Here is a 24,204-nt window from a genome sequence, read left to right on the forward strand (position 1 = left end):
GCGAAGCCCGCCTCAAGCCTTCGCGGCGAAATAGCGTATGGCGAAATCGATCCATTCGGGCGCCTCCCAGGTGGGATGCTCGGCGCGCACCCGAGGGCCGAGGGTGGCGACGATCTCGTCGGCGCCCTTGCCGGCCTTCAGCTCGGCCGCCACGCGCGATCCGAGGTCGAGCATATAGCCCCGCACGGCCGACAGGATCTCCACCCCGCCGACCGAGCCATGACCTGGAACGACGATTTTTGGCCCCCTCGCCTCGATCGCTGCAAGCACGGACGCCCAGTTGTCGGCGTCGATGTCCGCATCGTCGGGGGGAAACCACGGGAAGATCGGGAAAATGCGCTCCTCGGCGAGATCCCCGACGAAGACGACGCCCGCGTCGGCAACGCTGACGACCTGGTCGCCCCTGGTATGCGCGAGGCCGTAGGTGGTGAGGTCCACCACCCGGCCGCCAAGATCGATCGTCCTTGATGGCCCCTCATAGATCTCGTCCGGCATGACGAGCTCGGTGCCTTCGAGCGCGGCTGCGACGCCGGGGCCGAAGCCGCGGAACATGCCGAGATAGGCAGCCCCCTTCGCAGCCAGCTCGTCGCGCTGGGCGCTGTTGTACAGGATGGTCGCGGCGCCTTTGAAGGCCTGGGCGCCGAAACCATGCTCGGGATGGAAATGCGTGAGCGTCAGAATGAGCTTTCGGCCGCCCGCAAGGCGCCTCGCGACATCCAGGACCTTGCGGCCATTCTCCGGTCCCATGCCGGTGTCGACGACGAGCGCGGCGTCCCTGCCGAGCACGATGCCGATGTTGGGCACCAGCGGCACGCGACGGTCGCCGATGACGTAAACGCCTGGCGCGACCTCTGTCGCCTCGTTGGGATCGACCGCGGGCGGCGGGGGCAGATTATCGGTCATTGCGGTTTCCTCGACTGGATTTCCGGAGCGGCGACAGATGACCGGAACGGCCACGAAATCTCCCGGCCGCCGGCTATGCCGTCCGGGCGGAAGAGAATGATGAGGAGCATCAGCAGCGCCAGCAGCACGTCGCCGAGCCCGCCTGGCGCGGCCAGGGTCGTCGTCCCGATCGTGACGCCGACCTCGGCCTGGCGCATCAGCTCGGTGAGCGCGGTGATGACGATCGCGCCGGCAACCGCGCCGGTCAGGCTGCGCATGCCGCCGATCACCAGCATGGCCATGATGAGGAAGGTGAGGTCGAGATAGAAGGTCTCGACCCTGACCGTGCCGAGGAAATGAGCGAGCAGCACGCCGGAGATGCCGGAGAGGAAAGCGCTGACGACGAAGGCCATGAGCCGGTGCAAAACCATGTGGACGCCGGAGGCTACCGCGGCGACCTCGTCCTCGCGCGAGGCCCTCAGCAGCAGGCCCGAGCGCGACTCCTGGTGCAGGAAAGCGATGACGATCGCGGCGACCGCCCAGCCGGCGGAGGTCCACAGGCCGACATAGATCGGCAATCCCATCAGCGAGTTCTGGCCGCCGGTTACGGAGGTCCAGTTGCCGAGCACGACATAGGTGACTACCAGGATGGCGAAAGTGGCGATGCTGGCGGAAATGCCGGAAAGGCGCATCAGCGGAAAGCCGGCCACCAGCGCGACCAGCGCGGCGGATGCGCCGCCCGCCAGCGCGCCGCCCAGCACGGGCCATTCGGCGGCGGCAAGGAAGGCAGGCAGATCCGGCAGGAAGACGCCTTTCGCGGCGGCCGGCATGGTCAGCAGGGCTGAGACATAGGCGCCGATCGCCATGAACGCGACATTGCCGAAGGAGAGCACGCCGGAATTGCCGACGAAGACATAGAGCCCGACCACCGCGACGAGGTTGATGAGCCCCTGGGTGATGCGCCGCTGCATGACGATCGGCGCGAACTCGGCCGCGCCGGCAAGCGCAAGCACCACGATGATCAGGGCGACGAGCGGAAGCCAGCGGCGGCCGGCGCCCTCGTTTGTGGAAACAGCGGGAAGCGTGGCCATCAGATGCGCCCCGCGAGGCCGCGCGCCGGGATGAGGCCTTGCGGCCGGAAGATCAGCACGACGGCGACGCCAACGAACAGGAAGGCTTCGCGGAAGACGCGAAGCTCGGGTGGCAGCAGCGCCTCCAGCAGGATCGTGGCGACGCCGACGAGAAAGCCGCCGAAGGCCGCGCCCGGCAGGCTGCCCAGCCCGCCAATGACGGTGCCGACGAAGGCGATGATGACCAGTTGGAGCCCCATGCGCGGCTGCACCAGCCCGGTCTGGGCCACGAACAGGCAGGCGACCGCCGCGGCGAGCAGGCCGCTGATGGCGAAAGCGGAGGCGATGACGCGATTGGCCCGGATGCCGAGCACCTCAGCCATGCGGAAGTTCTCGGCGGCCGCGCGCATTTCGAGGCCGAGCCGGGTCGATTTCAGGAACCAGGTCGTCGCCACCAGGAGCACGACGCTGACGAGGATCGTGACGAGTTGGAGAAGCTGCAGCCTGACGCCCGCGATCTCGATCTGGCCCGCAAGCATCGGCAGGAAGTCCACGCCCTTCGGCCGGGACCCGACCAGCATGATCATCACCTTCTCGATAAGGAAGTTGATCGCAAAGGAGGCAATCAGCAGTGTCGCCGGGTCGGCGCCGCGCAGGGAGCGGAAGGCCATGCGCTCGACGATAAGGGCGAGGAGCACCGCGCCGGCGACGGCGCCGAGCATGGCAAGCACCGCCGATTGCGCGAAGAAGAGCAGCACGGCGTAGCCCGCGATCATGATGAGCTGCGCGTGCGCGAAGTTGATCAGCCGCATCACTCCGAAGATGAGGCCGATGCCGAGCGCGGTGAGTGCGTAGAGCCCGCCGACACTGACCGCGTCGACAAGAACCTGGACTGCCTGCCCGATCATGCCGCTCCCGCTTTCGCCATGGCGACGCCGAAATAGGCCGCATCGAAGGCGTCGTGGCGCTCGATCTCCGCCGGCGTGCCGGCAAGGGTGAAGACGCCGCGGCTCATGACGCAGGCGCGGTCGGCGAGCGCAAAGGCTCGCGCCGCGTTCTGCTCCACCAGAAGCAGCGACACCCCCTGGCTGCGTATCTGACGCAAGATGTCGTAGACCTTGTCGACGATGTTGGGCGCAAGCCCGAGCGAAGGTTCGTCGAGCATCAGGAGGCGCGGCCTGGAAAGCATCGCGCGGGCTATGGCCAGCATCTGCTGCTCGCCGCCGGAAAGCTGGCCCGCCGGCTGATCGCGGCGTTCGCCGAGGATCGGGAAGTCGGCGAACACACGGTCGATGTCGGCGGACACCGAGGCATCGCGCCTTGGCGTTGCGCCGAGCCGGAGATTTTCCATCACGGTCAGGCTGCCGAAGATGTTGCGTCCCTCGGGAACCAGCGCGACGCCCTCGCGCACGACATCGGAAAGCGCGATGCCGGCGAGCGGCTTGCCGGCGATGCGGATCGAGCCGGCAGAGGGACGGACGATGCCGGCGATTGCCGACAGGAGCGAGGTTTTGCCGGCGCCGTTCGGTCCGACGATGGCGACGGCTTCACCCGCATCGATGGCCAGGTCGACGCCTTGCACTGCGGCGATGGCGCCATACCGGATGACCAGCCCGCCGAGTTCGACCAGGCGTCCGCCCGGCGAGGTGAGATCGCGATTGACCGTCATGCCGCCGCACGGCCCAGATAAGCGGTGCGTACGGCCGGATCGGCCATGATCTCGTCGGGCCGTCCGGACGCGATCGTCTTGCCGCCGCCGAGCACGTGAATGCGGTCGCAGAGGCTCATGACCAGCGCCATGTTGTGCTCGATGACAAGGATGCCGCAGCCATAGCGGTCGCGGATCGAAAGGATCGCGCGCTTGAGGTCTTCGGCTTCCGCCGCCGCCAGTCCGGCCGCGGGTTCATCGAGCAAAAGGAAGCGCGGCTCGAGCGCCAGTGCGCGCGCCAGGCCGGCGCGGCGCTCCTCGCCGTAGCTGAGCGAGCTTGCCGGCTGTGCCGCGCGATGGAGGAGGTCGAAATCGGCGAGCAGCGCGCGCACCCGCCGTCTCGCCGCCGCGCGGCCGAGGCCGCATGCGACAAGCCCGACCTCGACATTCTCGGAGACAGTCAGCCCTCGGAAGAGCCGCACCGCCTGGAAGCTGCGCACGATGCCGGCACGGGCGAAAGCCCGCGGGCTGTGCCCCGTCATGTCGCTGCCGGCCAGCGTGATCGCGCCCGAGTGCGGCCGCTGGAAGCCCGACAGCATATTGACCAGCGTGGTCTTGCCCGCGCCGTTCGGCCCTATCAGGCCAAGCACCTCGCCGGGCGCGATGGCGAGCGACACATCGTCATTCGCCACCAGCCCGCCAAAGCGGACAGACACGCGTTCGGCCGCGAGTTTCAAGGCGCTCGCCTCCCAATCCGGGCAATATTGTCAGAACTGCGGGAATTTCTCGACCGAGAAACGGCCCTCGGCGGCGAACTTGCCGTTTTGCACGCCGATTATCGCCATTGGACGCGTCGCCTCGATATGGCGATCGGCGGTCCAGGTCGTCGGGCCGAGAACGAGCGGCTCCTTGTCGAAGGTGTTCAGCACCGCGGCAACCTTGTCGCCATCGAGCGAGCCCGCCTTGTTGGCCGCCCTCGCCCAGGCCTGGACGGCGGAATAACCGCGCAGACCATAGGAGACATCGGCCTTCTTGCCGTATTTCTTCTCGAAGCGCTCGAAGAAGGCGTTCACGTCGGGATCGGGATCGTCGCCATATTTGGAGCCATAGTTCACGACATAGAAGTTGCTGAGACCGGGAACGCTGCCGATCCAGTAGTCACCGTCCATGGACTCGCCGGTCAGGACGGCGGCCTCGATGCCGGCCGCCCGCATCTGGCGGATCGCGCTCGGGCCGCCCGGCGCATAGGAGCAGAGGAAGACAAGGTCCGGTTTCTGCGCAAGACCGGTGATGCGGGTCACCTGCGCGGCGATCGAGGCATCGCCATTGAGGAAAGTGTCCTGGCCAAGCAAACCGTCAGCGCCGGCTATTTCCTTCCAGCGCTCGGCGAAGCTCCCGCAAAGCGACTTGGTGTAGGAAATGGTGTTGTCGAGCAGCACATAGGCCTTCTTCCAGCCCTTCTTGTTGTAAGCCCACTCCGCCATCAGCGCGCCCTGCGCCTGACCGGCATTGGAGACGGAGTAGGCAAGCGGGCCGATGCCTTGCACACCGAACTTCGGGTCCGACGCCGCCGAGAAGGCAACGACATTCTTCTGCTGCGCGACGAACGCGCCCGGGGCGCCGAAATCGAAGTCCGACGGAAAAAGGATCGCCTTGGCGCCTTTGTCGATGACGTCGATCGCCCCGTCGGCGCCGAGTTGCGGCTCGGACTTGTTGTCGAACTCGACGGTCTCGATCGGCTGCCCCAGCACGCCGCCGGCCGCGTTGATGTCGTCGACCGCCAGCTTGGCGCCGGCAATCGTGTCCGCATCGATCGGCTGGAACCAGCCGCTGAACGACATCACCAAACCAAAGACCGGTTTATCCTGCGCCCCGGCGGAAGACGACACGACAGATAGAGCAGTCGCAACGCACGCTGCTGTCAGCAATGCACGCCTGGTCATATGAAGCTCCTGTGTTCCCCATTGTTAGACGCAGGTGCGAAACGCCCCCTGCGTCAAAACAGAATGCTATTCACTTTTGCGCGGACTGCAAGAGGGGATGGCGTCGGGGCTGAAGCCGGTCGCCGATTAAAACGCCTTCGGCAGATAGCGCCAGGTGACGAAGCCGCAGAAGGCGGCCAGGATGCCAAGCGTGACGAACACCGATCCCAGGCCGAAGAAGATGAGCACGACCGAATAGACGAGCGGCGGCGTCAGCTCGGAGAAATCGAGATAGGTGCGGTAGACCGCCGCCATCTGCGCCTTCTCATAGGACCGCACCGAGCGCATGAAGGCGGTCGAGCCGAGCGCGTCGAGCGCAATGGTGAACAGGGCACCGCAAAGCAGCAGTCCGCCGGTCAGGAGCGGCGCGGCCTCGCCGACGCCGCCCGCCGCGAACAACACCGCCGACATGGCGAAATAGGCGAAGGTCATGACGCGCCTTCCGCCGAAGCGCTTGCCCGCCCTGCCCCAGAAGATCGCCACGAACAAAAGCGCGTTGCCGGCCGAAACCAGCAAGCCGCCGGCAAGTTCGCCCTGGCCGGTGATCACCATGAACAGCGGGCCATAGACGAAGAACGTCGTCCAGAAGCACGAGCGGCCGAAGGCGATCAGCCAGGCGAGCCTCAGCCTCGGCTGCTTGACGAAGCGGCCGATATTGGCAAGCGGATTGGCCGGGCGCGACTTGCCGGGCCGGATCGACTGGTTGTCGGTCAACCGGTAGAACCAGAACAGGCAAAGCAGCGCGAATGCAAAAACGACGACCGCGCCATGCGCGGCGTAGATGCCGAAATGCGTGTAGAGGAAGATGCCGAGCGTCGGCCCGCCCGTCCAGGCAAACATCGACCAGGCCATGCGCAGCGATTCCGCCTGCATGAAGTCGGTCTTGCGGATGTGATCCATGATGTAGAGGTTGAGCGTGATCGACAGCGCGCTCGCCCCCATGACGCGGCAGAGCATGCCGGCAATCTGTCCGGGCAGCGTGTGGGTGACGAAGAAGGCGGAGCCGATCGCCAGCAGCACGCAGCCGGCCGTGTAGACCCAGCGTCGCGCGAAGCGGCGGATCAGTATCGGCATGAACAGCGTGACCGAAAGGCCCATCAGCGACACGATGGTGTAGAGGATCGAGACGATCCGCTCATTGTGCAGGATCTCGTAGGCCTGGATCGGGATCACGCTGGAGATGGTGGCGCGGGCGAAAGACTCCACCGCATAGAGCGAGGCGAAGGTACGCGCATCCGCCGGCCGCAGGGCCGGAAGCCAGATCGGATGGCGCACATGGGTGGACATCGGCCCTCCGGGACGTGAATCGCGCGCCGAATCTGGCCGGACCAGCTGCCGGCCAGTAGCAGGAAACCGACCCCCAGAGGCCGAAAAGCGAAGCCTGCCAAATGCTTTCCACCTGTGGCCTAAAGCGAAATTTCATGGCTGCCATGAACCGCATTGATGGCCGCCTGCTTCTGTCGCCGGCTTGAACCGTGATAGTCGTTTGGCACGACTGAATCGGATTGTCAGACGATGAGCCTTCAAACGACGAGCGAACCCGTTCAGGACGCGCCCAAGCAGGGCCGCATCGCCGCCTTCGACATCCTGCGTGGCGTCGCGCTGATCGCGATGGCGAGCTACCACTTCACCTGGGATCTCGAAAACTTCGGCTACACAACGCCAACCCTCACCGCTTTCGGCTGGTGGAAGTTCTACGCGCGCTGCATTGCCTCGACCTTCCTGTTCCTGGTCGGCGTCAGCCTCTTCCTCGCCCACGGCCGCCAGATCCGCTGGCCGGGCTTCTGGAAGCGCTTTGCCATGGTCGCCGCGGCGGCGGCAGCGATTTCCGCCGTCACTTATTTCGTCACGCCGGACGGCTTCATCTTTTTCGGCATCCTGCACGAGATCGCGCTGGCGAGCCTGCTCGGCCTCGCCTTTCTCCGGCTGCCGTGGCTGCTGACGGCCATCATTGCCGCGGCGGTCATTGCCGCCCCTTACTATCTGCGGTCGGAGCTCTTCGATCATCCGGCGCTGTGGTGGGTGGGCCTTTCCGCCACCAACCCGCGTTCCAACGACTATGTGCCGCTTTTCCCATGGTTTGGCGCTGTGCTTGCGGGCATCGCAACGGTCAAGCTCGCTTCCGCATCGGGCCTGCTCGCCCGCCTGGGAACATGGGTGCCCGGCCGTTGGTCGAACCCGCTGACCTTCATCGGCCGCCACAGCCTCGCCTTCTACCTGATCCACCAGCCGCTTCTGTTCGGCTCGGTGTGGCTGTTTTCGCAGGTCATGCCCGCCGCCCCTCAGGACAAGGAAGCCGGCTTCCTACCGGCTTGCCAGGCGCAGTGCGAACAGCAGCGGGACAGCAAGTTCTGTACGAGCTATTGTGGCTGCATGCTGGACACGCTGAAGGGCGAAGGGTCTCTCGACAAGCTCTACGCCAACGACCAGTCCAGCGTCTGGAAATCGCATCTGGCCGACCTTGCGGAAACCTGCACCGCCGCGACCGAGGACCAGATGGAGGGAGGGCAGCAATGACGGGGATCGCAAAGCCCAGACACGGGATCATTCCCTGGCCGCCGGTTATCTATGTCGTGGCGATCGCGGCGAGCGTCGTCCTCGACATGCTCTACCCGCTGCCCTGGATCGGCGACATCTTCGGCGATCTCTTGTTCGGCGTCGGCTGGGTGGCGCTGTTCGGCGTCGCCATGCTGTGGATCACGGCCATCCGAGCCATGTTCAGAGCCAAGACGACGCTCGACCCGAACGCCGAGCCAGACCATCTGGTGACGTCCGGCCCCTTCGGCATCACCCGCAACCCGATGTATCTCGCCAACACGCTGCTGCTGATCGGCGTTGCCTTCATCAGCGGCATCGCCTGGTTCCTGCTTTTTGCCTTCCTCGCTGCCTTCGCGACGCAGAAGCTGGCGATCGAGAAGGATGAAAAGATCCTGGCGGCGAAGTTCGGCAAGAAATACCGCGACTACGCCAAAAAGGTGCGCCGCTGGATTTGAGGCGGCTCGTTAGGTATTGACACCCAGCTCGGCCAGCCGCTCGACGCAGGACTCCTCGGCCTGGTCCAGCTCGGCCAGCGTCTCCTCCAGGTCGCGCCGCTTCTGGCGCAGGTCCTCGCGCTTCTCCTCGATGCGCTTGATCATCAGCTTCAGCTGGCCGACCTCGCCGGGCGGCTCCTTGTACATCTGGATGATCTCGCGGATCTCGTTGATCGAGAAACCGAGCCTTTTCCCCCGCATGATCTGGCGGATCAGGTGTCGGTCGGACGGCCTGAACAGCCGCGTGCGGCCGCGCCTTACCGGCTGCACCAGCCCCTCGTCTTCGTAAAAACGCAAAGTCCGCGTCGACACGTCGAATTCGCGTGTCAGCTCGGTGATCGTATAATATTCCCGCATTCCCGCTCCCAAGCCCGGGCATCGCCGCTTGGAGCGTCGCCCTTCCCTCCGATCAGACCCATCCCGCGCCGGAATCGGCACGTGACCCGGAGGCAACCTCGCACGGCATTTACGTAAAAGTCAATTAACGTCGGCTTGTTGATTTAGGGCACTCTAAACCACCACGTCGCCAGTCCAAGGAAGGCGAAGAAGCCGACACAGTCGGTGACGGTGGTGACGAAGACGGCCGAAGCCACCGCCGGATCGATCTTGAAGCGGTCGAGCACCAGCGGGATGAGGATTCCGGCAAGCGCAGCCGCGAACATGTTGATGATCATCGCCGCCGCGATGAGGCCGCCCAGATTGGGGTCGCGGAACCAGAAACCGGCGACCATGCCGATAAGCACCGCAAACACCACGCCGTTGATGAAGCCGACACCGAGCTCCCGGCGGATGATGCGGGCGGCGTTGTAGATATCGAGGTCCCTGGTCGCCAGCGCGCGCACGGTGACGGTCATGGTCTGCGAGCCGGCATTGCCGCCCATGCCGGCGACGATCGGCATCAGCACGGCAAGCGCCACGATATGCTCGATCGTGCGGTCGAACAGGCCGATGACCGAAGCGGCGAGGAAAGCGGTCACAAGGTTGACGAGCAGCCAGGGCACGCGCGAACGCGAGGTGGCGAGCACCGTGTCGGACAGCTCTTCGTCGCCGACGCCGCCCATGCGCAGAAGGTCTTCTTCCGCCTCATCCTGGATGACGTCGACCATGTCGTCGATGGTCAGCACGCCGACCAGCCGCCCGTTCTCATCGACCACGGCGGCGGAGAGCAGGTTGTATTGTTCGAACTCCCGCGCCGCCTCTTCTTGGTCCATCGTGGCCGGGATCGCATGCAGGGTCTCGTGCATCACGTCCTCGACCTTGACCGCGCGCTTGGTGCGCAGGATCTGGTCGAGGTCGATGGCGCCGACCAGCTTGAAGCTCGGATCGATGACGAAGATCTGGCTGAAGCGCTCGGGCAGGTCCTTGTCCTCGCGCATGTAGTCGATGGTCTGGCCGATCGTCCAGAACGGCGGCACGGCGACGAACTCGGTCTGCATGCGCCGGCCGGCGGTTTCTTCCGGATAGTCCAGCGCGCGCCGCAGCCTGATGCGCTCGGTGAAAGGCAGCTGCGACAGGATCTCGTCCTGGTCTTCCTTCTCGAGGTCCTCGAGGATGTAGACGGCGTCGTCGGAATCGAGCTCCTGCACCGCCTGCGCGATCTGCTCGTTGGGCAGGTTGTCGACGATGTCGAGGCGGATCGCCTCGTCGACTTCGGTCAGCGCGGAGAAGTCGAAATCGGAGCCGAGCAACCCGACCAGCGCGCGGCGTTGTTCCGGGTGAAGCGCCTCCAGCACGTCGCCGAGTTCCGACTGGTGCAGGTCGTCGACTTCGCGCTTGAGGGTGATCGTGTCGCGATCGGCGATCGCCGCGCCGATCCGGGCAAGGAAGGAGGCGCGCACCGCGCCGTCCTCGCCATAGATGTCGGCGTGATGCTCCTCGGCGGGCGCGGCGCCGGTCGTCTGTCTGTCCTGACCTTCCACCAGCGCCTCCCGCAACGAGGAATCCCGAAATGAGGTCTAGTGCATGATCCCGAAAAGTGGAAACCGCTTTTCGGGAAATCCAAACCCTGTGCGGCAGATAGCGCGGTGACAGGATTCGTCTTGGAAAGATGTCGCTCTAGCGTGCGGAATAGCCAAGGAAATGTGGCGTCCGCCTTCGCCTCCGATCCCTCGAAGGGGGCGTATGGCTATCGCGTCGCAGCTGCGACAATCCCTTCAGCCGGCGCGACAGCGCATGTCGCTGGGGAAAGAGCACCCCTTCCCCATTGAGGCAGAATTGTCATGATGCATGGTCCAGCAGGATCAACGCATCGCCAACCGGTCCGAGGACGAACGCTGCCCTTGAACATCAAGTCTGGAAAGACAAGCGGGGGAAATGCCGAGCGGCGCGTTCGCCTGGTCGTCGCCGAGCGCAATCCTTTCGTCGTTTCGGCGCTGCGCGAAATGCTGGAATGCGACGGCCGTTTCGATTTGCTCGGTGTCGTGCACAGCGGCGCGCAATTCCTGGAACTGGCCGCCGCCACGGAATTCGACGTCGCCGTCGTCGGCTGGAAGCTCGCCGACATGGATGGCGCCGATCTGCTTACGGAAGTTCAGAGCCGCGAGCTTGGCGTGCGCATCACGATCTTTTCCAACGACCACGACATCGGCATCCTCAAGCAATGCGTGCGCCTCGGCGCGCAGGGCTACTGCTTCCAGTTCGACGATCCGCCGGTCATCTTCGAGACGATCCTGGCGGTCGCGCATGGCCGCATCTGCATCCCCTATATCGACATCAACAAGGTCAACGACACGCCATTGTCCAGGCTCACCGTGCGCGAGCGCGAATTGCTGGCGGTGCTTTCCGACGGCTGGACCAATTTGCAGATCGCGACGCGGACCGGAATTTCCGAGAACACGGTGAAGTATCACCTGAAAAATCTCTACGACAAGCTGGACGTCCGCAACCGCGCCATGGCCGTCGCGCTCTATTCGAGCGAGAAACGCCGCACGCCCAAATCGCCTCTCGGGTAGGTTGACCGGGTAGGACCTTCCCACCCGCAAGGGCCAACAACTTACCCGGCAAGGTGTTGTTGCCGAGCCTCGCCAAGACGAAACTTCTTCCACCATCCCAAACGATCGGAGGAGTTTCGCACATGGCTGGGTTCACGCATCTTTTCATCCCGGGGCCCACCAACATTCCCGAGCAGGTCCGGCAGGCCATGAACCTGCCGATGGAGGATATGCGCGCCGCCTCCTTCCCCGACCTGACCTTGCCGCTGTTCGAGGACATCAGACGAGTCTTCAAGAACGAGACCGGCCGCGTCTTCATCTACCCCTCCTCCGGCACCGGCGCCTGGGAAGCCGCGATGACCAACGTGCTCAGCCCCGGCGACAAGGTGCTGATGTCGCGCTTCGGCCAGTTCTCGCATCTGTGGGTCGACATGGCCGAGCGCCTCGGCTTCGAGGTCGACGTCATCGACTGCGAATGGGGCACCGGCGTTCCGCTCGAAATCTACGCGGAGCGGCTGAAGGCCGACAAGGCGCACCTCATCAAGGCGGTGTTCTGCACCCAGAACGAGACCGCGACCGGCGTCACCAGCGACGTCGCCGGCTGTCGCGCCGCGCTCGACGCCGCGAACCACCCTGCCCTTCTCTTCGTCGATGGCGTCTCCTCGATCGGCTCGATCGACTTCCGCCAGGAGGAATGGGGCGTGGACTGCGCCGTCAGCGGCTCGCAGAAAGGTTTCATGATGCCGGCCGGCCTCGGCTTCCTGTCGGTGAGCAAGAAGGCGCTTGCGGCTTCGCGGGTGGCAAAGCACCGGCACTGCTACTTTTCCTTCGAGGACATGATCCGCGCCAACGATGCCGGCTATTTCCCCTACACGCCGGCGACGCAGCTGCTGCGTGGCTTGCGCGCCTCGCTCGACCTGATCGAGGGAGAAGGGCTGGAGAACATCTTCGCCCGCCACCATCGCCTGGCCGAAGGCGTGCGCAAGGCCGTCGACGCCTGGGGCCTGAAGCTCTGCGCCAAGGCCCCGCAATGGCACTCCGACACGGTCAGCGCCATCCTGGTGCCTGAAGGCATCGACAGCGCCAATGTCGTGAAGCGAGCCTACAACGCCTACCAGACATCGCTGGGCGGCGGCCTCAATAAGGTTGCCGGCAAGGTCTTCCGCATTGGCCATCTCGGTTGGCTGAACGAAGTGATGGTGCTGGGCTCGCTGTCGGCCGCCGAAATGACGCTACTCGATTGCGGCGTGCGTCTGGCGCCTGGCTCCGGCGTGGCGGCGGCGATCGAGCACTTCCGCCGCACGTCCGACGTGCCTGTCGCCAAGGCGGCGTGAGGAACGCATCATGAGCCACACCATCAACCACCTGAAGAAACTGCGGCTGCAGCGCAGCGAGCTCGCCGTCCCGGGCTCGAGCCCGGAGATGATCGACAAGGCGGCCAACAGCGCCGCCGACTTCGTCTTCCTCGACATCGAGGACGCGGTCGCGCCGCCCGACAAGGAGCGCGCCCGCAAGAACATCATCCAGGCGCTCAACGACATCGACTGGCGCGCCAAGGGCAAGACCGTGTCGGTGCGCATCAACGGCCTCGACACCCCTTACATGTACCGCGACGTCGTCGACGTCATGGAACAGGCCGGCGACCGGCTGGACACCATCCTGGTGCCGAAGGTCGGCGTGCCGGCCGATCTCTACATGGTCGAGGCCATGGTCAACCAGATCGAGATGGCCAAGGGCTTCAAGACCCGCGTCGGCCTTGAAGCGCTGATCGAGACGGCGCTCGGCATGGCCAATGTCGAGGCGATCGCCGCCACGCCAGGACGGCTGGAAGCGATGCATTTCGGCGTCGCCGACTATGCCGCCTCAAACAAGGCGCGCACCGTCAACATCGGCGGGCTCAATCCCGATTATCCCGGCGACCAGTGGCATTTCGCGCTGTCGCGCATGACGATCGCCTGCCGCGCTTATGGCCTGCGCGCCATCGACGGACCGTTCGGCGATTTCTCCGACCCCGAAGGCTACAAGGCCGCCGCCCGGCGCGCCGCGGCCCTCGGCATCGAGGGCAAATGGGCAATCCACCCTTCGCAGATCGCGCTGGCCAACGACGTGTTCTCGCCGCCGGAAAAGGAAGTCACGCGCGCGCGCCGCATCCTCGAAGTGCTGAAGGAAGCGGAAGCGCTTGGCAAGGGTGCCGCCGCCCTCGACGGCAAGATGATCGACGCGGCGTCGGAGCGCATGGCGCGCAACGTGCTGGTGGTGAACGAGGCGATCGAGCGCGCCGGCCAGGCGCATTAGAAAAATACCGGGAGGACAAGATGGACATCCACGAATACCAGGCCAAGGAACTGCTTGCCCGCCACGGCGTGCACGTGCCGCGCGGCGGCCTCGCCTACAGCCCCGAGCAGGCGACCTACCGCGCCAGGGAAATCGGCGGCTCGAAATGGGTGCTGAAGGCGCAGGTTCATTCCGGCGCGCGCGGCAAGGCCGGCGGCATCAAGCTCTGCTCGAACGACGAGGAGATTTCCAACGCGGCCGAAGCCATGCTCGGGCGAAAGCTGGTGACCCAGCAGACCGGCCCGCGCGGCAAGCTGATCTCGCGCCTCTATCTCGAGGAAGCCGTCGACATCGCGCAGGAGCTCTATCTCGGCTTCGTCCTCGACCGGAAGGAGGAGCGCGTCATGATCGTCGCCTCGGCCGCCGGCGGCATGGAGATCGAGGAGATCGCCGAGACGGCGCCGGATTCGATCATCCGCGCCACCGTCGATCCAGGCGTCGGCATGCAGCGCTTCCAGGCGCGCGAGATCGCCTTCGGCCTCGGGCTCGAGGACAATTTGATCGGCAAGGCGACCGAAACCATCCTCGGCTGCTACCGTGTGTTCCGCGATTATGACGCCACGATGCTGGAGATCAATCCGCTGGTGGTGACGCGCGACGGCAGCCTCGTCGCGCTCGACGCAAAAATGTCCTTCGACGAGAATGCGCTGTTTCGCCGTCCGGAAATCTCGGAACTGCGCGACAAGAGCCAGGAAGACCCGCGCGAGACCTTCGCCAGCGACCGTGGCCTCTCCTATGTCGGGCTCGACGGCAATATCGGCTGCATCATCAACGGCGCAGGGCTGGCCATGGCGACAATGGACATGATCAAGATCGCCGGCGGTGAGCCGGCCAATTTCCTCGACATCGGCGGCGGCGCCTCGCCGGAGCGGGTGGCGAAATCCTTCCGCGCGGTGCTCGGCGACAAGAATGTCGAGGCCATCCTGGTCAACATCTTTGCCGGCATCAACCGCTGCGACTGGGTGGCCGAAGGCGTCATCAAGGCGATCCGCGAGGTCGGCGTCGACGTGCCGCTGGTGGTGCGCCTTTCCGGCACCAAGGTCGAGGAAGGACGCAAGATCCTGGCCGATTCCGGCGAGGCGGTGATCGTCGCCGACACGCTGGCCGAAGCCGCCGAGAAAGCGGTCGCCGCCTGGCGCGAAGCCACCAAGAACAAAAAAGCAGCCTGAGGGAGGTCGAGAAAATGGCAATCCTGCTCAACCGCAGCACGCGCGTCATCGTGCAAGGGTTCACCGGCAAGATCGGCAGCTTCCATGCCGACGACATGAAGCGCTACGGCACCAAGCTGGTCGGCGGCGTCACCCCCGGCAAGGGCGGCCAGACGCATCTCGGCCTGCCCGTCTTCAACACGGTCAAGGGCGCGGTGCGGGAGACCCGCGCCGAGGCCAGCATCGTCTTCGTGCCGCCGCCCTTCGCCGCCGATTCGATCATGGAGGCGGCGGACGCCGGCATAAAGCTCTGCGTCTGCATCACCGACGGCATCCCCTCGCAGGACATGATGCGGGTCAAGCGCTACATGCGCCGCTACCGCTTCGAGGACCGCATGCGGCTGGTCGGCCCCAACTGCGCCGGGGTCATAACGCCCGGGCAGGCGCTGATGGGCATCATGCCCGGCAGCATCTATTTGCCTGGACGCGTCGGCATCGTCGGCCGCTCCGGCACGCTGGGCTACGAGGCCGCCTCGCAGATGAAAGCGCTGGGCATCGGCGTGTCGACCAGCGTCGGCATCGGCGGCGATCCGATCAACGGCTCGTCCTTCAGGGACATCCTGCAGCTCTTCGAGCGGGACGACGACACCGACGCCGTGGTGATGATCGGCGAGATCGGCGGCCCGCAGGAAGCCGAAGCCGCGATCTGGGCGCGCGACAACATGCGCAAACCCCTGATCGCCTATATCGCCGGCCTGTCCGCGCCGAAGGGCCGCCGCATGGGTCATGCCGGCGCCATCATCTCCGCCTTCGGCGAGTCGGCGCAGGAGAAGGTCGAGATCCTCAAGGAAGCCGGCGTCGTCATCGTGCAGACCCCGGCGTCGTTCGGCGAGGTGGTGGCCGACACGCTGGCGCGGACGAAGAAGGCGGCTTGACAGCCGGCCAGAGCCAAAGTCGCGGAATGCAGAATGTGAAGCCAGTCTCGGGCCGGCGGTCTTGCCGATCGCCGGCCTCCGATCGGCTCGATGGACGATCGGGAAAGCGGCCTTGGAACAGAGCAAACGCATCAAGTTTCGTGAAGACGAGCGCAGTCTGCTGCTGCGCCTGCTGCTTCAGGTCGCAAGCGCGCGCGAGCCCGAGATCGCCGCGGTCCTGAGCGGACGCAGGTCGCTTGTCTCCCTCGCGCCCGAACAGCGCATCCCGGCGCTCCAGGCGAGCGGCGTCTGGTTCCAGTTGCTGACGATTGCCGACGAATTGGTTGCCATGCGGGCGCGGCGCGAGCTCGAACAGGGCGCTGGTATCAACGACGTGCCCGGGTCCTTCGCCAGCGTGGTCGCGGAGATGGCGGCGAACGGTCATTCCGTGGCGGAAGCACAGGCGGCGCTCGATGAACTTTGCGTCGGTCCGACCATGACCGCGCATCCGACCGAGGCCAAACGCGTCACCGTGCTGGAAATCCACCGCCGCATCTATCGCAAGCTGACAGAGCTCGACCAGCCGCGCTGGGCGCCGCGCGAACGCGACCTTTTGGTCGCCGATCTGGAAAGCGAGATCGAGCTTCTGTGGATGACGGGCGAGCTGCGACTTGAGCGCCCGACGGTCGAGCGCGAGATCGCCTGGGGCCTGCATTTCTTCCGCGAAGTCATCTTCGAGGCGACGCCGCAGCTCTATGGCAGCCTTCAGGGCGCCTTCGAGCGTCATTATCCGGGCCGGCCGATCCGAATTCCCTCCTTCATGCGCTATGCTTCGTGGATCGGCGGCGACCGCGACGGCAATCCGAATGTGACGGCCACGGTAACCGCCCATGCCATGGCCGAATACCGCGACACCGCCATAGGCTGGTACCTGACGCAGGTGCAGCGGCTGGTGTCGGTGCTCAGCGCCAGCTCGAACGTCATCGAGCTGCCGGCGAGCTTCAAGCCGGTGCTGCAAACGGCGCTTGAGAAGAGCGGAGAGGCTGACGAGATCGCCGCCCGCAACCCCGACGAACCGCTTCGCCAATTTGCCTCGGCCATGCTTGCCAGGCTGCAGGCAGCGCGGGATGGCGGCGCCACGGCCTACTCCTCGGCAGAGGCGTTTCGCGCCGATCTGAGCGCACTGTCTTCGGTTCTCGAAGCGATCGGCGGACGTGCGGTGTCCAGGCGTTTCGTCCAGCCGCTCATTTGGCAGGTCGGAAGCTTCGGTTTCCGCACCGTCTCGCTCGACATCCGGCAGAACTCCACGGTCGTCAATCGGGTGCTGGCCGAACTGTTTGCGCTGGCGGATCCGGGCGATCCCGTCGTCCCCGGCACGCCGCAATGGTCGGCGCGCATTCGCTCAAGCCTCAGCCAGGGCGAACGGTTGGAGATCGACGAAGGGCGGCTCTCGCCGGAAGCCGCCGAGCTGCTTTCGACCTTCTCGGTCATCGCCAGGCAAATCTCGGGCTCCGATGCCGACGCGGTCGGCTCCTTCGTGCTCAGCATGACCCGATCGGTCGACGATCTGCTCGCCGTCTATCTGCTGGCGCATTATTGCGGGCTATCGACCGCGCCAGGTGGTAGCGGCACGATCAGGCTGCGGATCGTGCCACTGTTCGAGACCATCGCCGATCTGCAGGCCGCTCCTGCCATCCTGAACGGGCTGCTTGGCGTTTCGTTGGTGCGGCGCACGGTGCGCGATTTCGGCGCGTGCCAGGAAATCATGCTCGGCTATTCGGATTCCAACAAGGACGGCGGATTCCTGGCTTCCAATTGGGAACTGGCAAAAGCGCAAAAGCGCCTCGCCGCCATCGGCCGCAAGCACAACACCAGGATCAGCTTTTTCCACGGTCGCGGCGGCTCCGTCAGCCGTGGCGGCGCGCCGACCGGCCGCGCGATCGCGGCGCAGCCGCAGGGCACCGTCGCCGGATCGATGCGAGTCACCGAACAGGGTGAGGTCGTATCGTCGAAATTCGCCAATCGCGGCACCGGTCTCAACCAGCTTGAGGTCCTCGCCGCGGCCGTGCTGGCGCACGGCGTCCGATCGGCCGGCGATGCCGGCGCGAAGGAATCGCCGGAGTTCGACGAAGCGCTGGAAGCGCTGGCGGGCATGTCGCAGGCATCCTACGCCGGGTTGATGGCCGAGCCGGGCTTCCTCGATTATTTCAACCAGGCGAGCCCGGTCGCGGAACTGGCGCTCTTGAAAATGGGCTCGCGCCCGGATCGCCGTTTCGGCGCCAGCGGCATTGCCGATCTGCGCGCCATTCCATGGGTGTTCGCCTGGAGCCAGAACCGTCACCTGCTGACCGGCTGGTATGGCATCGGCAGCGCTCTGAGCGCTTTCGTCACCGTGCGCGGCGAGGCCGGGCGCGAGCTTCTGGCGCGCATGTTCGAGCACTCGGGCTTCTTCCGCCTGATCGTCGACGAGGCCGAAAAGACACTCTACCAGTCGGATATGGAGATCGCGCGGCTCTATGCCGGCCTGGTGTCCGACAGCAGTGCGGCCAACCGAATCTATGCCCGCATCGCGGCCGAATACGAGTTGACGCGGCGCCTGATCGGCGACCTCACCGGAGGTGATCTTTCCGCGCGCTTCCCGATGTTCAAGCGGCGTTTCGACAATCTGCGCCGGCAGATGGATGACATCCACCGGCTGCAGGTCGATCTGCTGCGTGAAGTCCGAGCAAGCACCGGCACGGCGGATCAGAAGCGGGCGACCGACGCCCTGCTGGTGTCGATCAACTGCATTTCGGCAGGCCTTGGCTGGACCGGGTAGGCCGTTTGGCCAAATTGCGGAAAAATGTCCTCGCGTCAGACTTTGGCGGTGTGGTCTTCATGGCCCGCCACCGCTTTCATTTTGATCCGAGGAAGCCGCAGGAGCGACAAGAACAATCCGCTTGCCGATGCCGAATTCAGCTGGCTTTTGGAGAGAATGGTGCGGTCGAGAAGACTCGAACTTCCACGGGTTGCCCCACAGCGACCTCAACGCTGCGCGTCTACCAATTCCGCCACGACCGCACGTGGTAGGAGCCGGAACCGTCCGGCCCGGGGCCTGTAGCAAATCGTTTCCGGCGAAACAAGTGCGCTGAGCGGAATAATCGCTAATGCATGTCGCCCAAAAGTGCGGAGCGGTTTTGGGAGAACGACATGCATCGGACAAAGCGGCATGCACAACCCTTCACGGCCCGGCTTCACGCTGGTGAAACTGGACGTTTTGGCCGATTGCCGCCATATGAGAGGGACATCGAGAAAGTTCCATGACAGAACGCAGCCAGATCGCCACGTCGTTCCTACCGCTCCCCGGCTCGACGCCGGTGGAATGGGTGATCGAGCCCGGCCTGACATCCTATCCGGACGCGCTGGCCTTCATGGAGGCGCGCGCCGAAGCGATCCGCAGCGGCGCCGTCAACGAGATGGTCTGGCTGGTCGAACATCCGCCGCTCTACACCGCCGGCACCAGCGCGCGAATCGAGGACCTGATTGATCCCGACCGCTTCCCGGTCTTTGCCGCCGGGCGCGGCGGCGAATACACCTATCACGGCCCCGGCCAGCGCGTGGCCTATGTCATGCTCGATCTCAAGCGCCGGCGCGAGGATGTGCGCGCCTTCGTCGCGGCGCTCGAGCAATGGATCATCGCCACGCTTGCCGCCTTCAACGTGCGCGGCGAGCGGCGCGAGGACCGCGTGGGCGTCTGGGTGGTGCGGCCGGACCGCCCTGCTTTGCCCGACGGCACGCCGGCCGAGGACAAGATCGCTGCAATCGGCATCCGTCTGCGCCGCTGGGTGAGCTTCCACGGCATCGCCATCAATGTCGAGCCGGACCTCGGCCATTTCGGCGGCATCGTGCCCTGCGGCGTCTCCGACCACGGCGTGACCAGCCTGGTCGATCTCGGCCTGCCGGTCACCATGGCCGACCTCGACCTGGCGCTGAAATCGGCGTTCGAGGATGTGTTTGGCCCTGCAGCTGTGCCTGCTGCCGAGCCTGCTCGAAAGGTTGGCTGAACTGTCTCCGGCCAGGGTGTGTTGAGATTCAGGTCAGGCCGAGTCGGAGTCGAAGACGGGCGCGAAGCGACCAAACAAGCAGGGTTCCGAGAACCGGGGCGGAGCGTACTTAAGTACGTGAGCACCGGAAGCGCAGGAAGCCAGCGTTTGCAGGGCCGGCATCACCTGAATATCAGCACACCCTTACATGAGCTGTGCCGAAGCCCAAAGCATCCCGTAGCCATGGATGGCAAAGACGGCGAGCAGCGCGCCGGCCATGGCCAGCCGGTCGAAGGTCTTGATCGGCTTCAGCTCATGGCGCGGCTTCACGCCGCTGCCCACGGTGATCAGGCTGAGGATCGCGAACACCGCGCCGGCAATCAGCAGGAAGCTCGGCGAGAAACCGGCCCGCCATCCGAGCGCCAGCAGCGCCGACAACAGCAGGAAGGACGCCAGCGCGAGTGCCGCTGGCCCCGGGCAGATCTGGCGCAGCACCTGGCCGCCGTCGAATTTCCACACCGGCACCAGATTGGCGATGTTGAACAGCGACGCGCAGCCGGCAAGCGTGGCCAGGAGCATGGCGGCAAGCCGATGGCCTTCGCCATTGGCAAAGCCGCTGGCGGCAATCAGCACCGGCACCAGGAAAGCGGAGAAGCCAGCGCCCATCAGCGCCACGAACGCCACCTCGAAGCGGCTGTCATAGGGCCTGCCGCCGATGGCGATGCCGCCGAGCAGCGGAATGAAGATCATCCGCGCCCGGCGATGTCCTGTCAGCCGGAAGGCCGCCATATGGCCAAGTTCGTGCAGAGCGACCACCGAGGTCAGGATCGCGGCGAGAGCCAGGCCGCCGAGATTGAGGCCGAAAAAGGGCCACAGGATCAGGGCCGAGAGCACAGCGAAGCCGATCTGGCTCACCGGGTGCTCGAACCAGCCGCCCTTGCGATACGTACCGGTCGCCGCCCAGACATCCAGCTTGCTGAGCTCGCGGCGCATGGCAAAGAAACGGAAGACCAGAAACGCGACGCCGCGATAGCGGTCGGTCTGGGTGAGCGTGACCCGCGTCGCATCGCCCAAGGGCACAAGTGCGACGGTCTCTCGATAGTTCGCCCAGAACGAGGGATCGAGCGCCGTGTCCTCGATGACGGTCATCGCGAAGCGGCTGCCCTCGCCGACGTCCTCGAACCGCGCCTTGCGTTCGATGGGCCGACCGTCACGGCCGTCCCAGGACAATCTGATCAGCGCCGTCCCCTCGCCGTCCACCGGCTCGGCGGAGAGGATTTCGCCGGACCATCCGGCATTGCTGCCGAACGGCCACAGCGCCTGCCAGAGGCGGTCGCGGTCGGCCTTGATCACGCGGCTGACCGTCACCGTGCGCAGTCCGAGCGGCACGGTCATCAGAAGAAAGATCAGTCCAAGATTGCCGGCCACGAGAGTGACCGTGACGATGACCGACACTTGCCTTCGCTCCCTGTCTTAGAGGAGCAGCCTAGCGGCGGCGCAGCCAAGAAAGACTTAACAACAATGGGCGGGTTCTTGCCCATCCCGTACAGCGGCTAGGCCGCCTGATCACATGGCGCCGATCCAGATCGCCATGGAAACGAGGAAGGTGCTCATGCAAACCAGCGAGACGACATCCTGAACCAGATCAGACATAACTCTCTCCGTTGTTAGTATGTTCGTAGTTTGTTCTAATTTTGTTCGAATGTCAACGACCGTCGGGGTATGGAGATAGGTTCGGAAATTAGCACGGTTAGCGGAAAGTTAATCGGCCGGTGCGTCGGTTGAGCAGCCGGTTAAGGGCGAGTTAGCCCCCTCAAAGAGGCTTAGCGTAGGGTCTGGCGTTCAGAAGGCCGTACCGTAGCCTATTTGCACGCTGAGCGCCGGATCATCCCCGTAGGCAGCACGTGAAAGGCCTGCGCCCACGCTGAGTGTCGAACGGTCGCCGACATTGAATGAGTAGGACGCTTCGATGAAAGGACGGATCGTGTTGCGATGAAGCGTCTCGTTTTGGGATACCTTGCCCATGCCGGGTATAGTCGACGTGCCGCCGAGCCCTGCCTTGGTGTAGTCGACATCGGCGACGATGCCTGTATTCAATCCTATTCGCTGCCTGTCGCCGATCGGATGTTCTCCCGCGAGCGACAGCGTGGCGGTCGTCAGATTGGTTGTCAGCCTGTTGTATTGCGCGGGGAAGTCAGCGCTCGCGTCTTCGTCGTAGGCCGAACGGCTCATCCGGTAAGTTTCGAGGGAAAGCGAAGGGGTTACGAGCCATCCCTTTCCAACGAAGCCGTAGCCGACACCAGCCCTGCCGGCGAGTGTGGCGAGGTCCGCGTTGCCAGCGACCGCGATCACATTGTCGAGCCCGAGGCCCCGCGTGATATCGGCGCGGGTCTTTCCGTAGGCGGCAGCAATGTCGGCCTGAAGGCCGGTACCGGCTGTTCCCCCTGCGCTGTATGTCCCCCAGAGGCCGAAGCTCGGCATAGTGGCAATGTCGAACGCGCCATCGCCGATGCGGTCCTTGGTCGTCACCGCGAGCGCCAGACCGGTGGTAATTTGCTCGTCAACGGCATAGCCCAGTGACACCCTGCCTGTCAGGGCGCTCTGCTGGCCAGAGACTGCAAAGCCCGAAAGGGTTGTGCTGAGACACCAACTCGCCCCGGGTGTGATGCGACATTCGCCGTTCAACAGGTCGGTCAGCACACCGACCTGCCGGGCAAATACGATCGCTGTGTTGTCGGCGAGGATCGGCATCGATAGGTAGATGTTGTTGAGGTCTTGCATCGGCGCGGCAGCCCGCGTTCGCAACACGAAGGCATGAGTTAGTCCGCTACTAGTATTTGACTGACCTACGATGACCGAGCCGTCAGCGCTGACTGCGGTTGCGACACTGAAGTTACCCCCGAGCGTGCCCAAATCGGTCGGCGTCACCGCGCCGTCGACCCATGACACCGCGCGACCTTGGTTTGCTGCGGTGGTGGCGTAGCCCACGATGACCGAGCCGTCGGCGCTAACTGCATTGGCTTCGCTAAGGTCGCCGCCAAGCGTGCCGAGATCGGTAGGTGTTGTCGCACCGTTGGTCCATGATACAGCATGTTGCTGGTCGGCCGCATTGTAGGCTGAGCCTACGATAACAGAGCCGTCGGCGCTGACGGCCATGGGGATGCTCGCGATGCCCCCGAGCGTACCGAGATCGGTGGGTGTCGTGGCACCGTTCACCCAAGACACCGCATGATTCTGGTAGGACGGGTTGTAGGCCGTACCCACGATAACCGAACCGTCGGCGCTGACTGCATTGGCGACGCTGTCGGAGCCTCCCAGAGTGCCAAGATCGGTGGGTGTCGTCGCCCCGTCGGCCCAGGACACCGCATGGGGGCGACCGGCTGCGTTGTAAGACCAACCGACAATGATCGAACCGTCAGCGCTAACTGCACTGGCACTGCTGTAGTAGCCTCCCGTGAGCGTACCAAGGTCAGTCGCCGTCGTCGTCCGGTCGGCCCATGATACTGCATGCTGGTAACCAGATGCAGTGTACGACCACCCGACAATAACCGAGCCGCCTGCGCTGACGGCGCTGGCGTTGCTATCGGATCCCCCTGTGAGCGTGCCGAGATCAGTAGGCGTCGTCGCACCATCGGCCCAGGATACAGCATGAATACGGCCGGCGGCATTGAAGGACCAACCCACAATGACAGTGCCATCGGCATTTACCGCGTTGGCAACGCCGTAAGTGCCTCCGAGTGTGCCGAGATCAGTGGGCGTCGTCGCACCATCAGTCCAGGATACAGCATGACCTTGGCTGCTCGCATTGTAGGCCACGCCCACAATGACCGAGCCATCGGCATTTATGGCCAAAGCGCTGCTATTGACGCCTCCAAGAGTGCCAAGATCGGTCATCGTACCGATGGGCCAGTCGTCAGCACAAGCAGTCCCTGTCACAAGGCATGCAAGGATCGCGGTCGATCCCCAAAGCTTGCGTCGGCTAGTGCGGTTTCGTTTAAAGAACAAAATAGGGTCGTCTGCAGGCGTGGAATCTTGGGAACACAATGATTGCCCGCCGTTCATCCCGCGAACGGCCGTCAACGCCACAAGTCTCATCGAAATCCCCAGCCAATGCTGCCCCGAGGCAAGTCTGCCAAAAAATGCACCTAATATCAATCGGTGCGTTCCGCTTCACCCAATTGGTGAGGCGAGCCAGTCGGGAAGTAATCAAAGGTCGGCGTTTGAGGCTTGGCTTATTTCTCT

At 64.7% G+C, this 24,204-nt stretch carries 20 protein-coding genes and 1 tRNA gene; 9 read left to right on the plus strand and 12 right to left on the minus strand.

Translation table 11 applies throughout. The features are described from left to right. Positions 1–12 precede the first annotated feature (12 nt). The 7 genes from LB572_RS02630 to LB572_RS02660 all read right to left on the minus strand — a co-directional run bounded on the left by LB572_RS02630 (position 13) and on the right by LB572_RS02660 (position 6,869). A complete protein-coding gene (locus LB572_RS02630; protein WP_224666600.1) occupies positions 13–903 on the minus strand; it encodes an MBL fold metallo-hydrolase in 891 nt (296 codons plus the stop codon). Beyond that, positions 900–1,973, minus strand: coding sequence for a branched-chain amino acid ABC transporter permease (locus LB572_RS02635; protein WP_224666601.1), 1,074 nt, complete (start codon positions 1,971–1,973; stop codon positions 900–902). The genes LB572_RS02630 and LB572_RS02635 overlap by 4 nt, the downstream gene beginning before the upstream one ends. Continuing rightward, a complete protein-coding gene (locus LB572_RS02640) occupies positions 1,973–2,860 on the minus strand; it encodes a branched-chain amino acid ABC transporter permease (RefSeq protein ID WP_224666602.1) in 888 nt (295 codons plus the stop codon). The genes LB572_RS02635 and LB572_RS02640 overlap by 1 nt, the downstream gene beginning before the upstream one ends. Next, complete coding sequence (locus LB572_RS02645; RefSeq protein ID WP_224666603.1) at positions 2,857–3,621, minus strand: ABC transporter ATP-binding protein; 765 nt, start codon at positions 3,619–3,621, stop codon at positions 2,857–2,859. The genes LB572_RS02640 and LB572_RS02645 overlap by 4 nt, the downstream gene beginning before the upstream one ends. Continuing rightward, positions 3,618–4,337, minus strand: a complete 720-nt coding sequence (locus LB572_RS02650) for an ABC transporter ATP-binding protein (protein ID WP_224666604.1) — start codon at positions 4,335–4,337, stop codon at positions 3,618–3,620. The genes LB572_RS02645 and LB572_RS02650 overlap by 4 nt, the downstream gene beginning before the upstream one ends. Positions 4,338–4,367: 30 nt before the next feature. Then, entirely contained in the window at positions 4,368–5,441 is a 1,074-nt protein-coding gene (locus LB572_RS02655) for an ABC transporter substrate-binding protein (RefSeq protein WP_263497775.1), read from the minus strand. 228 nt (positions 5,442–5,669) lie between these two features. Next, positions 5,670–6,869, minus strand: coding sequence for an MFS transporter (locus tag LB572_RS02660; protein WP_224666606.1), 1,200 nt, complete (start codon positions 6,867–6,869; stop codon positions 5,670–5,672). Positions 6,870–7,097: 228 nt separating this feature from the next. Here LB572_RS02660 and LB572_RS02665 point away from each other — a divergent pair, with 228 nt between their 5' ends. Then, positions 7,098–8,099: a heparan-alpha-glucosaminide N-acetyltransferase gene (locus tag LB572_RS02665; protein WP_224666607.1), complete on the plus strand. Its 1,002-nt coding sequence runs from the start codon at positions 7,098–7,100 to the stop codon at positions 8,097–8,099. Continuing rightward, on the plus strand, positions 8,096–8,575 hold the full coding sequence (locus tag LB572_RS02670; RefSeq protein ID WP_224666608.1) for a methyltransferase family protein: 480 nt from the start codon (positions 8,096–8,098) through the stop codon (positions 8,573–8,575). Before LB572_RS02665 ends, LB572_RS02670 begins: the two co-directional genes overlap by 4 nt. 9 nt (positions 8,576–8,584) lie before the next feature. Here the strand turns inward: LB572_RS02670 and LB572_RS02675 are convergent, their stop codons facing one another. Beyond that, positions 8,585–8,971 (minus strand): MerR family transcriptional regulator, encoded by a 387-nt coding sequence (locus LB572_RS02675; RefSeq protein ID WP_027168973.1) that lies wholly within the window; start codon positions 8,969–8,971, stop codon positions 8,585–8,587. Between the two features lie 143 nt (positions 8,972–9,114). Further along, positions 9,115–10,533 carry a magnesium transporter gene (gene mgtE, locus LB572_RS02680; protein WP_224666609.1) on the minus strand — a complete coding sequence of 473 codons (1,419 nt, stop codon included), beginning with the start codon at positions 10,531–10,533 and terminating at the stop codon, positions 9,115–9,117. A gap of 360 nt (positions 10,534–10,893) precedes the next feature. Between mgtE and LB572_RS02685 the strand changes: the two genes are divergently transcribed. The 6 genes from LB572_RS02685 (at position 10,894) to LB572_RS02710 (ending at position 18,758) form a co-directional block, all read left to right on the plus strand. Beyond that, complete coding sequence (locus LB572_RS02685; RefSeq protein WP_224666610.1) at positions 10,894–11,565, plus strand: response regulator transcription factor; 672 nt, start codon at positions 10,894–10,896, stop codon at positions 11,563–11,565. A gap of 122 nt (positions 11,566–11,687) precedes the next feature. Further along, on the plus strand, positions 11,688–12,878 hold the full coding sequence (locus LB572_RS02690) for an aminotransferase class V-fold PLP-dependent enzyme (protein ID WP_224666611.1): 1,191 nt from the start codon (positions 11,688–11,690) through the stop codon (positions 12,876–12,878). A 10-nt stretch (positions 12,879–12,888) separates the two neighbouring features. Continuing rightward, positions 12,889–13,839 carry an HpcH/HpaI aldolase/citrate lyase family protein gene (locus LB572_RS02695; protein ID WP_224666612.1) on the plus strand — a complete coding sequence of 317 codons (951 nt, stop codon included), beginning with the start codon at positions 12,889–12,891 and terminating at the stop codon, positions 13,837–13,839. A gap of 20 nt (positions 13,840–13,859) precedes the next feature. Beyond that, positions 13,860–15,047, plus strand: a complete 1,188-nt coding sequence (locus LB572_RS02700; RefSeq protein ID WP_140801705.1) for a malate--CoA ligase subunit beta — start codon at positions 13,860–13,862, stop codon at positions 15,045–15,047. 14 nt (positions 15,048–15,061) lie between these two features. Next, the gene (gene sucD, locus LB572_RS02705; RefSeq protein WP_224666613.1) at positions 15,062–15,961 is read left to right on the plus strand and encodes a succinate--CoA ligase subunit alpha; all 900 of its coding nucleotides are present in this window, start codon (positions 15,062–15,064) and stop codon (positions 15,959–15,961) included. 112 nt (positions 15,962–16,073) lie between these two features. Continuing rightward, positions 16,074–18,758: a phosphoenolpyruvate carboxylase gene (locus LB572_RS02710; protein WP_224666614.1), complete on the plus strand. Its 2,685-nt coding sequence runs from the start codon at positions 16,074–16,076 to the stop codon at positions 18,756–18,758. 157 nt (positions 18,759–18,915) lie between these two features. Here the strand turns inward: LB572_RS02710 and LB572_RS02715 are convergent. After that, positions 18,916–19,000: transfer RNA gene (locus LB572_RS02715), tRNA-Leu, on the minus strand. 239 nt (positions 19,001–19,239) lie between these two features. Here LB572_RS02715 and lipB point away from each other — a divergent pair. Further along, the gene (gene lipB, locus LB572_RS02720; protein WP_224666615.1) at positions 19,240–19,983 is read left to right on the plus strand and encodes a lipoyl(octanoyl) transferase LipB; all 744 of its coding nucleotides are present in this window, start codon (positions 19,240–19,242) and stop codon (positions 19,981–19,983) included. 183 nt (positions 19,984–20,166) lie between these two features. On the opposite strand, the gene LB572_RS02725 is transcribed toward lipB, so the two are convergent. After that, positions 20,167–21,417 carry an SRPBCC family protein gene (locus LB572_RS02725; RefSeq protein WP_140801708.1) on the minus strand — a complete coding sequence of 417 codons (1,251 nt, stop codon included), beginning with the start codon at positions 21,415–21,417 and terminating at the stop codon, positions 20,167–20,169. A 387-nt stretch (positions 21,418–21,804) separates the two neighbouring features. Continuing rightward, positions 21,805–24,057 carry a hypothetical protein gene (locus tag LB572_RS02730; protein WP_224666616.1) on the minus strand — a complete coding sequence of 751 codons (2,253 nt, stop codon included), beginning with the start codon at positions 24,055–24,057 and terminating at the stop codon, positions 21,805–21,807. Positions 24,058–24,204 lie beyond the last annotated feature (147 nt).

The organism is Mesorhizobium sp. BH1-1-5, from assembly GCF_020165615.1.
GTDB lineage: Bacteria > Pseudomonadota > Alphaproteobacteria > Rhizobiales > Rhizobiaceae > Mesorhizobium.